The organism is Novosphingobium sp. fls2-241-R2A-195 (genome assembly GCF_030209485.1).
Taxonomy (GTDB): domain Bacteria; phylum Pseudomonadota; class Alphaproteobacteria; order Sphingomonadales; family Sphingomonadaceae; genus Novosphingobium; species Novosphingobium resinovorum.
Genome location: NZ_JARVRY010000006.1, coordinates 106,250 through 121,524 on the forward strand (window position 1 = coordinate 106,250; position 15,275 = coordinate 121,524).

The window sequence follows — 15,275 nt, forward strand, 5'->3', positions numbered from 1 at the left end:
TCAGGATACCTCACAGGCCTTGCCTGGCCGGGCATAGCGCGGATCGGCGACTACCGCCGTATCGGTCAGGGCATTCAGGAAGACCTCCACCTCGGCCGTTTCCGCAGGTGACAGCATCATCCCGTGACGGGCGATCACCTCTGAGATCGTATCGGCGCTGCCATCGTGCAGATAAGGTGCGGTTAGCACCACGTTACGCAGCGATGGCGTACGGAACCGACCGCGATCCTCCTGCCGCCCGGTAGCGCGGCCGAGGCCGAAATCACCGTTAGCCGGAACATCCGGCTCGCCCGGCAGGCGATGGAACGCGAGGTCGGTGAATTCCCGCCCGCGATGACATCCGGCACACTCGCGCGCGAACACCGCCTCACCTCGCGTGGCGGCCGTATTCAATGCGGGACCGCCTGCCGCTGCATAATCCCAAGCCGTCTCATGGCTGTCGATCGTGCGCTGGAAGGCCGCCAGCGCCGCGGAAACCGAAGTAAAGTCGATCCGACCGCGCGTCGCCGGGAATGCCGCCTTGAACAGCTTCCGATAACAAGGATTTGTCGAAAGGCGGCGCGCCAGTTCCGCCTCCTGCCCCTTCATGCCCATCTCGACCGGATCCTCACCCGCGATCGGCACGATCGCCTGCTGCTCCAGTGTGGTCAGGGAAGCATTGCCCCATGTCAGTGGCGAGAAGCTCCCGACATTCAACAGCGAAGGCACGTTGCGCAGCCCCGGCTCTCCATGGGCGCCGGGATGCGCCCGCACGCCATCGGCGAAAGCGTGCCGCGGATCGTGGCAAGTCGCGCAGGACAGTGTGCCGTTGATCGAGAGGTCGCCGTCGTGGAATAGCCGTCGCCCGAGCGCGACTTGTGCGTCGAGGCTGTTCCCGGCATCATGGGCAACCCCCACCCCGGTCGCAAGAACGAGGCTGGACAGCAGCAGCGCCCAACCGCCCGATCGGCTCATCGTACGGGCGCGACCATCACCGTCAGCGCCTGTTCTCCATTGGCCGCGATCTGCAGCAAGTGTCGACCCGCCGGAAGGTCGTACTCGACTGTCTTGGCAATCCCTGAGCAATCCGGCCCGTGGCCATGCGCGACCGAGGGAACCGCCTTGCCGTCGACGATCACGTCGACCCACGAACGTCCGCTCTGCGCCACGCGATAGCGTCCCGCCGTCGCGACATCGAAAGCGAATAGACCGCCGAAGCTGACCGAACCGCCGGGCTTTCCGGGCTCTATCGCGTAAGCCACCTTCGGCGTCGGGACGAGCGCGGCATCGGCCGCAACACCCTGCTTTAGCAGCGCCCTGGATGCTGCATCGACCTTGATCGCGGCCTTCATCGAACGATGCGCCGCGCTCCAACCCGCAAGATCGGCGGGAACGGCCGCGGGTGCCGTGCAGGCCGCCTGATCATGCCCGCTCATCGGCTCGGCCGCTTGCGCCGAACCGGTCGTTGCCATCGCGAGCATAATTGCACCCAGGATTTGTCTCATGCTCATGGCTCCGTGCTCGATCTATGCCTCTAGGAATATATTTATATTCTGCCGAGCATAATTATGTACGGCGGGATACAGATTCGCTCCAAGCGCGAATCCACAGAAGGTTCAAGGGGGATAACATGAAGTATGCGATCACTACGGCGCTTGCCGCGTCGCTGGTCTGTGCGACCGTGCCTGCATTCGCCGCGGACGACACCAATAGCGCATTCGGGCTAGGCCAGATCGTCGTCACCGCGCCGCGCAGCGAGAACGGCGACATCACCGCGTCCACCGTCAACGCAGAGGCGATCTACGACTTCTCGCGCGATACCCTGGATGAAGCTGTCAAGCTGATCCCCGGCGTCACTTCCGGCCTTTCCGGAAATTCGCGCAACGAACGGCTGATCTACGTGCGCGGCTTCGACCGCTATCAGGTGCCGCTGTCGATCGACGGTATCCGCGTCTACCTGCCCGCCGACGGGCGGCTCGACTATGGCCGCTTCCTGACCCCCGACGTCGCCGAGATTCAGGTCGCCATGGGCTATGTCTCGGTGCTTAACGGCCCCGGTGCGATGGGCGGTGCAGTTAACCTCGTCACCCGCAAGCCGCATAAGGAACTGGACGCGGAAGCACGCTTCAGCCTGAACCTCGACAACGACGCGGACTATGCGGGCTACACCGGCTTCGTTTCGCTCGGCACGCGGCACGACAAGTGGTACGCGCAGGCCAGCTACGCGCGCAACTTCACCGACCACTGGGACCTCCCGAACAAGTTCAATGCCACCAACAACGAGGACGGCGGCGAACGCGACCTGTCGCGCTCGGAAGACTGGCGTGTCAACGCCAAGCTGGGCTTCACCCCGAATGCGACCGACGAATATGCGATCAGCTTCACCCGGCAGGAAGGCGAGAAGCTCGCCCCGCTGCACGTCTCTGACCTGACCGGCCTGCGTTACTGGACCTGGCCGTACTGGAACCTGCAGAACGTCTACTTCCTCTCGACCACCCGGCTGGGAGAGATCGCAACGCTGCGCACGCGGGCCTATTACAATACTTTCAAGAACAGCCTCGACAGCTTCGACAATGCAAACCTAGACACGCAGACCGCTCGCAGTTCGTTCAACAGCGCCTACAGCGATCGTGCCTACGGCGGCTCCGCCCAGCTGGACCTCAACCCCAGCGATGCCGAGCGACTGAGCGTCTCGTTCCACTACCGCAACGACCGCCACCGCGAGATCCAGCAGAGCTTCCCTTCGGGCACCTGGGAGCCGTGGCAAACCACGATCGAGGAAACCTACAGCGCCGCGATCGAGAACGGCTACAAGCTAACGCCGCAGCTGGAACTGGTAGTCGGCGCCAGCTACGACTGGCGCGATCTGCGCCGGGCCGAGGACTATACTTCGGGAGCCTTCGTCTATTACGACTTGCGCAACGGCGATGCTTGGAATGCGCAAGGGCAACTGCTCTGGACGCCCGACGAGGCGACCACGATGCACCTCTCGGTCTCGTCACGCGCACGCTTCCCGACCATCTTCGAACGTTTCAGCACCCGCTTCGGCGGCGCCACCTCCAATCCCGACCTCAAGGCCGAGCGTGCCACGCAAGTCGAAATGGGCGGCGCTCGCCAGTTCGGTCCGCTGCGCGTCGAAGCCTCGGGCTGGTATGCCAAGGTGGACGATGCGATTGTCTCGTTCCCGTTCATCTACCAGGGCCAGTCCACCGCGCAAAGCCGCAACGTCGGTTCGGGCGACTATTACGGTGCCGACATCTCGGCGACCGCGCAGATCGCGGAAACGCTGCGGGTCGGCGCCAACTACGGCTGGGTACATCGCAAGCTGGATGATCCTACGCTGTCCAAGATCGCCTCGTTCCACATCACCGGCGTTCCCGAGCACTCGAGCTTCGTGTGGGCCGAGTGGTCGCCGATCCCAGCTCTGCGCATCCTGCCCAGCATCGACATCGCCTCGAAGCGCTGGACGGTCAACACTGCGGGAACGCGCTATTACCAGACCGGCGACTACGCGCTGGCCAACCTGCGCGTGGATTTCGACGTGACCGACTGGGCAACTCTGGGCCTCGGTGGGCGCAATCTGCTTGATGAGAACTACACCACCGTCGATGGGTATCCCGAACAGGGGCGCACTCTTTTCGTCAGCCTGCGCCTAAAGAATTAGGGCTAGAAAATCCCCATTGCCTTCATGCTGGCAACCGCGTTTCCCGCAACGATGCAGTGATCGTCGAGCCGTATTTCCAGCGGCTCGACGATCTGCCGAAACCTCGCCGTGGCAACGATGTCGTCACTGCTTGGACGGGCAGTGCCGGACGGATGGTTGTGCGCCAGCACGATACGCCTCGCATCCAGATCGAAAGCGCGGCGCACCGTGCGCCGAAGCGGGATAAGACATTCGGTCCGTTTCCCGCCAGCGTAGATGTCCTCGGCGATGTAGACACCTTCGCCATTGAAGAAGAACACCAGTACGCACTCTTCGCGCCGGCTGCCAAGTCTATTGACGAGATATTGACGGAAGGCGAAAGCTTCGGTCTGGAGCGGCGCTCCCAACATCGCCTCGCGTGAGGCAGCTTCGGCAAGACGCCGGGCGGCCGCTATCGCATGCGCGATTTCGTCCGCTAAATCCCTGCCGTCATGCTGGCCAGCCTCGAACAATGCCTCGCGTAGCGCCTCAACAGAAGCCGAATAGATCGTGCGCAGCGAGCCGAAACGGCTAATCAGCCGCCGGGCAATGTTCTCGGCTCCGCTGCCCGCGCAAGGTACGAAGAGCGGCGCCAGGACGGATAGCTGCCCAGCCTCCTGCGCCGCGACATGTGAAACATGATACCCATAACGATCGCCACCAACTGAATGTATGAAGGCGTGATCGACATCACGGCGTAGGCGAAGGCGTTGATCTCCGTCAGCAGCAGCCGATAGATGTGCCCAAACATCGCGATGATCTGCGCTCCAGCTATCCATAGTGGATACACCCGGTTCGCGTGGAGCGCGACGACGAAGGCACAGACCATTGCGACCACATCGATAAGCAGATGCCCAAGGTTCGTCTTGTGCCAGAAAATCGAGCCATCGACAGCAAAATGGTACGCCCGGTCGATCGTGCCCATGGCGACCAGCAGGCCCGAGAGAATGCATTCGGGCCCAGGTAGCTTGCGGATAAGGCAGTAGAGGAACAGCAGAGCATAAATGGCGAACTGCGCCACATCCTTGTTCGACCACGTGAACGCCAACCAGGACTGGTCAGGCATGAACATGCCCTCCCCGTCCCGACTGGACGAGTTCGCGCGTCAGGCAATCCGGCGCAGCGGTTCGGCGTCGAGCATGCCGCTGGGCGGGCAAGAGTCCTTGTCGTCGGTGATCGCCTTCACTTCGAGGCCGACGCCGCGCAGTTCCTGATGGACGCGGATCATGTCGTTCTGGCTTTCGATCAGGGTGCGCTGCGCCTTGGCTAGACGCATCAGCGCGGTCTGACCGGTAAAGGTCTCGATACCGTCCGCCTGGCGGGCCAGCAGCATCGATTCCATCAGACGCGCCGAAGCAAGGAGAGCGGAATCGAGCGAGAGTTCGGCCTCGGGAAGCTGGCGGGCGATCCGGGCAGTAGCAGCAGCAATGGTCATCGACATGGCAATATTCCCCCTGACGCGGGACCGGCTCGACGGGCGCGCCACAAACACAGGTTCGAGAAGGCTGAAACAAGACCGTGCCGATCAGATCAGATCGGCCAGCGCACGAACGACGCCAAGACCCACCATCGCCACCAGTAGCATACCCCCGGCGATGGCGACCATGGCGGCTGTCCGGCTTAACCCGGCATTTGCCCCATCGAGCACCTCCGGGACGATCCGTTCGTAAGTCTCGCGCTGCCACGGCGCCGTGACGGTATACGTCATGGCATCCGAGAGAGCGAGGCTGACACCCGGTTCGTCCTGAGCCCTGACTGGTGCATCGGGTAGCACGTCCGGAACCTGAGGAATCTTATCTGGTATTGGATTACAGGGTGCGTCCTGATCCAGCAGATATTGCCTGTAGGTCCGCGCCAGTTCGGCGCGCGGCGGAGAGCCGGCTCGGATACGCACGCCCTCGATCCGCTGGTTCACGGCGCTTTCGGAGATGCCCAGTTCCCAGGCGATTTCCTTGCTGGTCCGATTTTCGGATACGAATCGCAGCACTTCATGCTGCTTGGGGGTCAGTCCGGGGAAGACATGCTGAAGCCCTGCGCCCTGCACGCGATTCGCTCCATGCTCGTTGAGATTTCTGTCCGCCATACTTTGCCAGCGACCCACCCGGCTCCGCCTTAAAACTAACCAACGATACTACGCAGCCGCAATCATAAACATAGTTAGTCAATATTTTACCATAAAAACATCGGGTTCCGAGGTAACGACGCGAAAAGGCCCGACAACCGCCGGGGCGGTTGCCGGGCCTTTTCGCGGCCTCTCCGTCAGGTGAGACTTATTCCTCGCCCATGCGCAGCGCGGCGATGAAGGCTTCCTGCGGAATCTGGACGTTGCCATATTCGCGCATGCGCTTCTTGCCTTCCTTCTGCTTATCCAGAAGCTTCTTCTTGCGACTGATGTCGCCGCCATAGCACTTGGCCGTAACGTCCTTGCGCATGGCGCTGATCGTCTCGCGCGCGATGACCTTGGCGCCGATCGCGGCCTGGATCGGCACCTTGAACATATGACGGGGGATCAGTTCCTTCAGCCGCTCGACCAGCGCGCGCCCGCGCGGCTCGGCCTGACTGCGGTGAACGATCATCGACAGCGCATCGACCGGCTCGTTGTTGACGAGGATGTTCATCATCACGAGGTCACCCTCCTGAAGCCCGGTCTGCTCGTAGTCGAAGCTGGCGTAGCCGCGGCTGATCGACTTGAGGCGGTCGTAGAAGTCGAACACCACTTCGTTCAGCGGCAGGTCGTAGGTCACCTGCGCACGGCCGCCGACGTAGGTGAGGTCCTTTTGGATGCCGCGGCGATCCTGGCACAGCTTGAGGATCGAGCCGAGGTATTCGTCGGGCGTGTAGATCACCGCCTTGATCCACGGCTCCTCCATGAAGTCGATCTTCACGGGATCGGGCATGTCGGACGGGTTGTGCAGTTCCTTGATCGACCCGTCGGTCATCGTCAGGCGATAGACCACCGAAGGCGCCGTGGTGATGAGATCGAGGTCGTATTCGCGGCTCAGGCGCTCCTGGATGATCTCCAGGTGCAGCAGGCCAAGGAAGCCGCAGCGGAAGCCGAAGCCCAGCGCCGCGCTCGATTCCATCTCGAAACTGAACGAAGCGTCGTTGAGGCGCAGCTTGCCGATCGATTCGCGCAGCTTCTCGAAGTCGTTGGCGTCGACCGGGAACAGGCCGCAGAACACCACGGGCTGCACTTCCTTGTAGCCCGGCAGCGCCTGCGTGGCACCGCCCTTCACCGTGGTGATGGTGTCGCCGACCTTGGCCTGTTCGACTTCCTTGATCTGCGCGGTGATGAAGCCGATCTCACCGGGGCCGAGTTCGGGCAGGTCGATGCGCTTGGGCGTGAAGCAGCCGACGCGATCGACGAGGTGGTCGGTGCCGCCCTGCATGAACTTGACCGGCAGGCCCTTCTTGATGACACCGTCGATGACGCGGACCAGAATGACGACGCCGAGGTACGGGTCGTACCACGAATCGACCAGCATCGCCTTCAGCGGCTTGTCGCGCTCGCCCTTGGGCGGCGGGATCTTCTTGACGACGGCTTCGAGCACTTCGGCGATGCCGATGCCCGACTTGGCGCTGGCCATGACCGCCTCGGAAGCGTCGATGCCGATCACTTCCTCGATCTCGTTGCGCACCTTCTCCGGCTCGGCTGCGGGCAGGTCGATCTTGTTGATGACCGGCACGATCTCGTGGTTGTGCTCGATCGACTGGTAGACGTTGGCCAGCGTCTGCGCTTCCACGCCCTGCGCGGCGTCCACCACCAGCAGTGCGCCTTCGCAGGCGGCAAGGCTGCGGCTGACTTCGTAAGCGAAATCGACGTGGCCCGGCGTGTCCATGAGGTTCAGCTCATAAGTCAGGCCATCGGAGGCGGTGTAGTTCAGGCGCACGGTCTGCGCCTTGATCGTGATGCCGCGTTCCTTCTCGATGTCCATGTTGTCGAGCACCTGCGCGCTCATCTCGCGCTCCGACAGGCCGCCGGTGGTCTGGATCAGACGGTCGGCGAGCGTCGACTTGCCGTGGTCGATATGGGCAATGATGCTGAAGTTACGGATCTGCGCGAGTTCGGTCATGGAAGCGCCGTTAGAGCATTTTACGCCGGTGTGAAATCACCTCCGGGGCGGGAAAATGCGAAAAAGTGCGCAAGGCGTCACGCTGTACGGCGTAGCGGTGCCGTCTCCGACTTCTCGCGCCTTGGCCGGACCGGCGTGAACAGGACCGCGCCATTGCCGTCGAGTTCCAGCGGCTGCCCGAACTCAAGCCCCATGCGGTCCTCCTTGCACCAGCGCGAGGTCGCCATGACGACATAGTCATCCGCCAGATGCACACCAAAGGTCGTTCCCACCGGCACGTTCCACAGGCCCTCGATCATCGCGCCGTGCTGCGAGATGTTGCGAATGGTGCCTTCGTAACTGTGCGGTCCATGTTCCAGCGCGACCTTGCGCAGCATCGTCTGCCGCGTCGCGCGGGCTGAACGCGGGCCTTTCGCCACGGCGACGAGGCCGTCGATCAGTTGCGCCAGAACGCTCTGTGCATTGAGTGGTCGCTCGTAGATGTAGCCCTGCACGTGACTGCAGCCCAGCATCCGCACGAGGTCCAGTTCGTCCAGCGTTTCGACGCCTTCCGCAGTCGTCTCCATGCCGAGCGCCTCGGCAAGGTTGACGATCGAGGAGATGATCGCCCCGTTGCGGCTGCCCTGGATGGTGGCGCCCCGCACGAAGCTCTGGTCGATCTTGATCTTGTCGAACGGCGCCTTCTTCAGATAGCCGAGCGAGGAATAGCCCGTCCCGAAGTCGTCGAGCGCCAGCCGCACGCCGAGGTTCTTGAGCGCGGAGAACATCGCCTCGGTCGTCCTGTCGTCGCCGAGGAACACGCTCTCGGTAATCTCCAGTTCCAGGCGACCGGGCGAGACGCCTGCAGCGGCGATCGCGCTGGTGACGATGGCCGGCAGTGCGGGGTTGGCGAACTGCAGCGGCGAGACGTTGACCGCGACGCGCACCTCTTCCGGCCACTTGGCAAGATCGGCGCAGGCGGTGCGCAAGGCCCACTCGCCGATCTGCGCGACGAGGCCGGTCTCCTCGGCCACCGGCACGAACTTGGCCGGCGAGATATAGCCGTGCACCGGATGGTTCCAGCGCAGCAGCGCCTCGAAGCCGGTGATCTTCTCGCTCGTGGTGCGCACTTGCGGCTGATAATGCAGTTCGAGAGACCCGCTGGCGATGGCGTCGCGCAAATCCTGCTCCAGCTGCTGGCGCTCCTTGGCGTCGGAGTGCAGGTCCTCATCGTAGAAGTGATGCCGCCCGCGTCCGCCGCCCTTGGCCGCGTAGAGCGCGAGGTCGGCGTTGCGGATGAGTGCGTCCGAGGTCATGCCGTCATCGGGGCACAGCGCGATGCCGACCGAGGCGCCGATGGTCACCCGCGCACCTTCGATGGTGTAGGGCTGCGACAGGTTCTCGATAATGCGGCGCGCCAGATGAGCGAGCCCTTCGCGGTTCTGGGCGCCGTGGAGGATCACCTGGAACTCGTCACCGCCAAGTCGCCCGACGCGGCCGCGATCGCCCACGGTATTGCTCAGTCGTTCGGCGACCTGCTTGAGCAGGGCGTCGCCCGCCGGGTGTCCCATGGTATCGTTGACCGCCTTGAAGCGGTCGAGGTCGAGCAGGAATACCGCACAGGCACGGGTCTCTATGCGCGGGCTGGTCAGGATCTTCTCCAGCCACTCCGACATCTGGAAGCGGTTGGCGAGCTTGGTGAGCGAATCGAACCGGGCTAGCTGCGTGACGTGTGCCTGCGAGCGACGCTTTTCAGTCAGATCCGTGCCCGACCCACGGAAGCCCATGAAATTGTTGAACTGGTCGAGCACGGGGCGACCGGAGATCGACCACCAGCGCTCGTCCTTCTCGCCCGTCGCAGCACGCACACCCAGGTCCTGGAACGAGGAGCGCGTGTTGAGATGGAACACCAGCGTGCGCTCCCCCTCCTGCCCCGCAGCCTCCAGCATGAACATGCCGGTGAAAGATTTGCCCTCCATCTCGGACACGGTGCTGCCCAACAAGGCGGCGATGCTCCGGGTCACATACGTGATCTTGCCCTGACGGTCCGTCTCCCAGAACCAGCCCTGCCCGGTCTGCTCGTACTCATGAAGCAATTGTTCGGCGCGGCGCTGCTCGCGCTCGCGCTCTGCATGGCGATTCGATTGCGACGACGCGGTACGCGCCTGCCGGATAGCCATGAGCAGGCCGATCACCGTGCCTACCGTCAGCAGTGTGAACGAGGCCATCGAGCCAGCGTGGAGCGAGCCGCCACCCCATAGCCCGATCGTCGCGGCAATGATCGAAGTCAGTCGATTCTCCAGCAACGCCGTCGCCATCAGCACGACGATGACGAAGATGTTGACCGTCACCTCCCAGCCAAGGTGCGGGTGCAGGTTCGTCCAGCGCGCCGCTCCGAAGCCGAACAGCATCATCGGCAGCAGGATCGCGACGAACAGCAGCGGATAGCGCTGCCATCCATTATGAACCACCCTGCGCTCCATGCGCGCATAGATCGAAGCAGGCAGGCACAGCGCCATGCCGAGGACCATGCACAGGCCAGCCACCATGTCCGGCAACGTCCCGGATATAAGGCCCATCAGTAGCGCACTGACAAGCAGCGCCGGCCCCATCAGGACCCAGCGGCGACACGTGAAATAATGGAGGCAGTCTCCGGCATCGGGCCGCCCGCTCCATCGGGCGAACCCGGCGAAGGGGGAGGACGCAGCGGGAGCGGCATCGCCGTGCGAATCGTTCTTCGCCTCCTGCGCTGCGGGCAGGAGCCCTCGCTCGGCGCCCGAATGCGCCGCCTGTCGTTCGCCACGCAGACCCGGTTTCTTCATGCCCGCGACCATGCCTTTGCCGCCGTTGCGAAACCGTTAAGCGAGGCGACCGCAATCGATCGGGCAACGATCCGGAATCCGAAGCATTTCACTTGATACCGCTTCGTCGCCGTGCTTGCTTCCATTCAACCGGCCGGCAACGAAGTCGGCCAGATACGGGAGACATAGCCATGCGGCACATCGCCATCGTCGGATCCGGCCCGGCGGGCTACTACACCGCCGAAGCCGCACTCAAGCAGTGGGGCGATGAGGTGCACGTCGATATATTCGACACTTTGCCCGTGCCCTTCGGTCTGATCCGCACCGGCGTCGCGCCCGACCATCAATCGATCAAGGCGGTCGCCCGTCGCTATGAAAACACGGCGCTCACCCGCAACGTCCGATTCGTCGGCAACGTGATGCTGGGCCGGGACGTGACGGTCGCCGAATTGCAGAACCTTTACGACGCCGTGGTCCTCGCCACCGGCGCGCCGCACGATCGCAAGCTCGGCCTGCCCGGTGAGCAATTGCCGGGCGTCTTCGGCTCCGCTGCCTTCGTCGGCTGGTACAACGGCCATCCGCAGTTCACCGGACTCGACCCGCAACTGGGCCACGACACCGCCGTCATCGTCGGCAACGGCAATGTCGCGCTCGACGTGGCGCGCATCCTCGCCAAGTCGGAAGCGGAGTTCGCGGGATCTGACATCGTCGCCCATGCCCTCGCCGCCCTGCACAATTCAGCGGTGCGGCGCATCGTGATCCTCGGGCGACGCGGACCGCACCAGATCGCGATGACACCCAAGGAACTGGGCGAACTCGCCAAGCTGGAACGCGCGCACCCCGTAGTGGATGCCGCCGACCTGCCTCCGCTGGAAGCCGACGCGGGCCTCGATACGGGGCTTCGCAAATCCCTCGGTCTGCTGCGCGCCTTCGCGACCAACCAGAACCCGCGCGCCGATGACGTCACGGTCGAATTCGACTTCTTCGCCGCGCCGAAGGCCATCCTCGGCGACACCCATGTCGAAGCGGTGGAAGTGGAACGCACCCGCCTGGAGAACGGCAAGGCCATCGGCACGGGAGAGACCTATCGCATCCCGGCCGGGATCGTCGTGGCCTGCATCGGCTACCAGACTTCGCCGATTCCCGATGTGCCCTATGACGAACAGGGTGGCCGCTTCGCCAATGTCGAAGGCCGCATCGCCCCCGGTCTCTACTGCGTGGGCTGGGCAAGGCGCGGGCCGACCGGGACGATCGGCACCAACCGCCCGGACGGATTTGCCATCGTCGAGAAAATCGCGGCGGACATGAAGGGCGATTCCGGCAAACCCGGCCGCCCTGGCTTCGATGCCCTCGCGGAAGAACGCGGCATCCAGGTCGTCAAGTTCACCGACTGGCAGAAGATCGACGAAGCCGAAGTCGCCGCCGCACGCGACGGCGCTCCGCGCGAGAAGTTCGTCGAACTGGAAAAGATGATCGAGGCGACCGGACGGGCCTGACCCCTCCGCAATGACAAAGTAAAAGGACCGGAGCTTTCGCCCCGGCCCTCTTCTCTTGCCTGCCGCGAAGGTCAGACGCGCATCGGCATCAGCACATAGAGCGCGGGGCTCTTGTCGTCCTGACGGATCAGCGTCGGCGCGGCCGCATCGGCAAGGTGGAGTTCCACCGTGTCGCCGTCGATCTGGCCAAGGATGTCCTTGAGGTAATTGGCGTTGAAGCCGATCTCGAAGCCTTCAGCGGCGTACTGCGCGGGCACTTCCTCGGCCGCCGTGCCATTGTCGGGCGAGGTGACCGACAGGGTGATCCGGTCGCTGTCCAGCGCCATCTTTACCGCGCGGGTCTTCTCGGTGGCGATCGTCGCCACGCGATCCACGCCCTGGAAGAAGCTCTTGGGATCGACCTTGAGCAGCTTGTCGTTCCCGGTAGGGATGACGCGGGTGTAGTCCGGGAAGGTGCCGTCGATCAGCTTGCTGGTCAGCACCACACCATGCTCGCCGCCCAGCGTGAAGCGAATCTTGCTGGCCGACAGGTCGACGAGGACGTTGGTGTCCAGCGCCTCTTCGAGCAGCTTGCGCAGTTCGCCTACGCATTTGCGCGGCACGATCACGTCGGGCATGCCTTCCGAGCCGTCCGGGCGAGCGATGGTGAAGCGCGCCAGACGGTGACCGTCGGTGGCGGCGGCCTTCAGTTCCTCGTCGCTGACGTGCAGGAAGATACCGTTGAGGTAGTAGCGCGTTTCTTCGGTGGAGATCGCGAAGCGGGTGCGGTCGATCAGCTGAGCCAGCGTCGCGGCCGGAACCTCGAAGCTGGTTGGCAGTTCGCCTTCCGCGATCATCGGGAAGTCGTCGCGCGGCAGCGTCGGCAGCTGGAAGCGGCTGCGACCGGCCTTCACGACCATGCGGTTGTCCGCTGAATCGAGGCTGACCTGGCTGCCCTCGGGCAGCTTGCGCGCGATGTCGAACAGCAGATGCGCCGAGACGGTGATCGCACCGGCCTGCTCCACCGAAACCGCGCTCAGCGTTTCCACGACCTGCAGGTCGAGGTCGGTCGCCATGATCTTGAGCGCACCGCCGGCGGCGGCCTCGATCAGCACGTTCGAGAGGATCGGAATGGTATTGCGGCGCTCGACGACCGACTGCACGTGGGAAAGGCAGCGCAGCAGCGTGGAACGTTCGATAGTGGCCTTCATGACAGCCTCAAGTCCCCCTTGGTCGGGCACGGGATAAGGATATCCCTTAAATTCGGACGACTATCTCTAACGGGAGTCCGGAGCGCGGCAAGCCGGATGTAGGCGGAAAACCGCGAATCTGGGGATAAATCGGGGGTTTGCGACCCAATCTATCCCGCTAGTCCTCACATAGACGTCATTGCGGCGAGGAGACAAGCCCCCCCGCCCAGTGTCACATCACACCATGACCATGCCGCCGTTGACGTGCAGGGTCTGGCCGGTGACGTAGCCCGCTTCCTTGCTGGCAAGGTACACGGCGGCGGCGGCGATCTCGTCGCCCTCGCCCATGCGGCCGATCGGGATGCGGGCGTTGAGCGCGTCCTTCTGCGCGTCGGGCAGCACGTCGGTCATCGGCGTGCGGATGAAGCCGGGGGCGATGCAGTTCACCGTCACGCCGCGGCTGGCGATTTCCTGCGCGAGGCTCTTGGACATCGCGGTGATGCCGCCCTTCGCCGCGCAGTAGTTCATCTGGCCGGGGTTGCCGGTGGTGCCGACCACCGAGGTAACGTTGATGATGCGGCCGAAGCGCGCCTTCATCATCGGCTTGGTCACCGCGCGCATCAGGCGGAAGGTCGATTCGAGGTTGATGCGGATCACCTGATCCCACTCCTCGTCCTTCATGCGCATCGCGAGGTTGTCGCGCGTGATGCCGGCGTTGTTGACGAGAATGTCGATCTTGCCCAGCGACTCGAGCGCGGCGGGCACCAGCTTCTCGACCTGCTCGGCATCGCCCAGGTTGCAGGCGATGGAGACGTGGTCGACTTCCTGCAGGTGCTGCGGGGTGTGCTCGTCGAGTTCTTCGCGGAAGGCGCGCAGCTTGTCGGCATTAGAGCCCGAGATTGCGAGGCGCGCACCTTGCGCCGCCAGCGCGCGGGCCACGGCCGAACCGATCCCGCCGCTTGCGCCGGTCACCAGGGCAGTCATTCCGTTGAGGTTGAACATGAGAAACTCCTAGATCGCCATCCCGGCGATGCTTCATCTGACGGCGTGCGGCCCCGGGTCAAGCCCGGGGCCATGCGGAAAATCAGAGGCTCTTGGCCAGCTCCTCGATTTCAGCCATCGAGATCGCGGCCACGACGTCCACCTCGCCCGCCGAGCGCTTGATCATCGGGCCGACGACCTTGCCGCCGATCTCGACGAAGCGCTCCACGCCCGCCGCGTGCATCGCGATCGCGCTCTCGCGCCAGCGGACGCGGCCGGTGACCTGCTCCACGAGCAGGCGCTGGACTTCGGCCGGGTCGGTCACCACCGAAGCCGTCACGTTGGCGAACAGGGCGACGCGCAGCGCACCCGGAGGGGTCGCGGCGAGTGCCTCGGCCATGGCGTCGGCGGCGGGCTGCATCAGCGGGCAGTGGAACGGTGCCGAGACCGGCAGCGCGATGCCGCGCTTGATGCCGTGATCCTTGACCAGCGCGATGGCGCGCTCGATCGCTTCCTTGTGGCCCGAGATCACGACCTGCGTGGGGTCATTGTCGTTGGCTACGGTGCAGACCTGACCTTCGGCCGCCGCTTCGGCGAGCGCAGTGGCCTTCTCGATGTCGGCGCCCAGCAACGCGGCCATGGCGCCCACGCCAACCGGCACGGCGGCCTGCATCGACTGGCCGCGCAGCTTCAGCAGGCGCGCGGTGTCGGCGAGGCTGAAGGCCCCTGCGGCGCAGAGCGCGGTGTACTCACCCAGCGAGTGACCGGCGACGAAGTCCGCCTTGTCGGCGAGGCTGATGCCGCCTTCCTTCTCCAGCACGCGCAGCACCGCGATGGCGTTGGCCATGATCGCAGGCTGGGCGTTCTCGGTGAGGGTGAGCTGGTCCTCGGGGCCTTCGCTCATGATGCGGAAGAGGTTCTGGCCGAGCGCTTCGTCGACCTCCTGGAAGACCTCGCGCGCGACGGCGCTGGCCTGTGCGAGTTCGGCACCCATGCCGACCTTCTGGCTACCCTGTCCGGGGAAAACGAATGCACGCATCTGCGACCGCTCCTTGGCTTGCACGGCGGGCGCGAGCCTCTCGCCGATTGCGAATCGATTGTGGCGCGGCGGGTTA

13 protein-coding genes are annotated in these 15,275 nt (G+C 64.1%); 2 read left to right on the forward strand and 11 right to left on the reverse strand.

The window, feature by feature from the left end; all coding sequences use genetic code 11:
• Window positions 1-954 carry a cytochrome-c peroxidase gene (locus tag QRN25_RS05760; RefSeq protein WP_285017918.1) on the reverse strand — a complete coding sequence of 318 codons (954 nt, stop codon included), beginning with the start codon at window positions 952-954 and terminating at the stop codon, window positions 1-3.
• Complete coding sequence (locus tag QRN25_RS05765) at window positions 951-1,484, reverse strand: homogentisate 1,2-dioxygenase (protein ID WP_285017919.1); 534 nt, start codon at window positions 1,482-1,484, stop codon at window positions 951-953. Before QRN25_RS05765 ends, QRN25_RS05760 begins: the two co-directional genes overlap by 4 nt.
• A 125-nt stretch (window positions 1,485-1,609) precedes the next feature.
• Between QRN25_RS05765 and QRN25_RS05770 the strand changes: the two genes are divergently transcribed.
• Window positions 1,610-3,643: a TonB-dependent receptor plug domain-containing protein gene (locus QRN25_RS05770; RefSeq protein ID WP_285017920.1), complete on the forward strand. Its 2,034-nt coding sequence runs from the start codon at window positions 1,610-1,612 to the stop codon at window positions 3,641-3,643.
• Between the two features lie 2 nt (window positions 3,644-3,645).
• Here QRN25_RS05770 and QRN25_RS05775 read toward each other — a convergent pair whose 3' ends face one another.
• The 6 genes from QRN25_RS05775 to QRN25_RS05800 form a co-directional block, all read right to left on the reverse strand.
• Window positions 3,646-4,134: a JAB domain-containing protein gene (locus QRN25_RS05775; RefSeq protein ID WP_271181617.1), complete on the reverse strand. Its 489-nt coding sequence runs from the start codon at window positions 4,132-4,134 to the stop codon at window positions 3,646-3,648.
• 62 nt (window positions 4,135-4,196) lie between these two features.
• On the reverse strand, window positions 4,197-4,727 hold the full coding sequence (locus tag QRN25_RS05780) for a hypothetical protein (protein WP_285017923.1): 531 nt from the start codon (window positions 4,725-4,727) through the stop codon (window positions 4,197-4,199).
• A gap of 39 nt (window positions 4,728-4,766) precedes the next feature.
• Window positions 4,767-5,102, reverse strand: coding sequence for a hypothetical protein (locus QRN25_RS05785; RefSeq protein ID WP_271181619.1), 336 nt, complete (start codon window positions 5,100-5,102; stop codon window positions 4,767-4,769).
• Window positions 5,103-5,186: 84 nt separating this feature from the next.
• Window positions 5,187-5,744 carry a helix-turn-helix transcriptional regulator gene (locus tag QRN25_RS05790; RefSeq protein ID WP_285017925.1) on the reverse strand — a complete coding sequence of 186 codons (558 nt, stop codon included), beginning with the start codon at window positions 5,742-5,744 and terminating at the stop codon, window positions 5,187-5,189.
• Window positions 5,745-5,931: 187 nt separating this feature from the next.
• Window positions 5,932-7,734, reverse strand: a complete 1,803-nt coding sequence (gene lepA, locus QRN25_RS05795; RefSeq protein WP_069707550.1) for a translation elongation factor 4 — start codon at window positions 7,732-7,734, stop codon at window positions 5,932-5,934.
• A 77-nt stretch (window positions 7,735-7,811) separates the two neighbouring features.
• Complete coding sequence (locus QRN25_RS05800) at window positions 7,812-10,535, reverse strand: EAL domain-containing protein (RefSeq protein WP_285017927.1); 2,724 nt, start codon at window positions 10,533-10,535, stop codon at window positions 7,812-7,814.
• A gap of 170 nt (window positions 10,536-10,705) precedes the next feature.
• Between QRN25_RS05800 and QRN25_RS05805 the strand changes: the two genes are divergently transcribed.
• Entirely contained in the window at window positions 10,706-12,010 is a 1,305-nt protein-coding gene (locus QRN25_RS05805; RefSeq protein ID WP_285017928.1) for an FAD-dependent oxidoreductase, read from the forward strand.
• A gap of 71 nt (window positions 12,011-12,081) precedes the next feature.
• Here QRN25_RS05805 and dnaN read toward each other — a convergent pair whose 3' ends face one another.
• The 3 genes from dnaN to fabD all read right to left on the reverse strand — a co-directional run bounded on the left by dnaN (window position 12,082) and on the right by fabD (window position 15,199).
• On the reverse strand, window positions 12,082-13,200 hold the full coding sequence (dnaN, locus tag QRN25_RS05810; RefSeq protein ID WP_008830966.1) for a DNA polymerase III subunit beta: 1,119 nt from the start codon (window positions 13,198-13,200) through the stop codon (window positions 12,082-12,084).
• A gap of 216 nt (window positions 13,201-13,416) precedes the next feature.
• On the reverse strand, window positions 13,417-14,181 hold the full coding sequence (gene fabG / locus QRN25_RS05815; RefSeq protein WP_285017929.1) for a 3-oxoacyl-[acyl-carrier-protein] reductase: 765 nt from the start codon (window positions 14,179-14,181) through the stop codon (window positions 13,417-13,419).
• 82 nt (window positions 14,182-14,263) lie between these two features.
• Window positions 14,264-15,199: an ACP S-malonyltransferase gene (gene fabD, locus QRN25_RS05820; protein ID WP_271181625.1), complete on the reverse strand. Its 936-nt coding sequence runs from the start codon at window positions 15,197-15,199 to the stop codon at window positions 14,264-14,266.
• Window positions 15,200-15,275 lie beyond the last annotated feature (76 nt).